Source organism: Paraburkholderia sp. SIMBA_030, assembly GCF_046535245.1.
Lineage (GTDB): Bacteria > Pseudomonadota > Gammaproteobacteria > Burkholderiales > Burkholderiaceae > Paraburkholderia.
Map to the genome: position 1 here is coordinate 1 of NZ_JAWRXB010001801.1, position 230 is coordinate 230.

At 62.6% G+C, this 230-nt stretch carries 1 protein-coding gene; it reads left to right on the forward strand.

Features of this window, described 5'->3' with window-relative positions; genetic code table 11:
• Positions 1-230: pyridoxal-phosphate dependent enzyme (locus tag SB772_RS46195; protein WP_410839292.1), on the forward strand; the 230-nt coding region annotated here is incomplete at both ends.

The following is a 230-nucleotide window of genomic DNA, read 5'->3' on the forward strand; positions in this document are numbered from 1 at the left end:
GACTCCAATTGCCTGCAAGCGGCGATGGCGGCCGGCGAGCGCGTGGTATTGCCGACCGTGGGCATCTTCGCCGACGGCGTGGCAGTGGCGCAGATCGGCCAGCACACTTTCGACATCTGCAAAGACTATGTCGATGACGTGATCACGGTCAGTACCGATGAGATCTGCGCGGCGATCAAGGATATCTACGACGATACCCGCTCGATCACCGAGCCGGCCGGCGCGTTGGG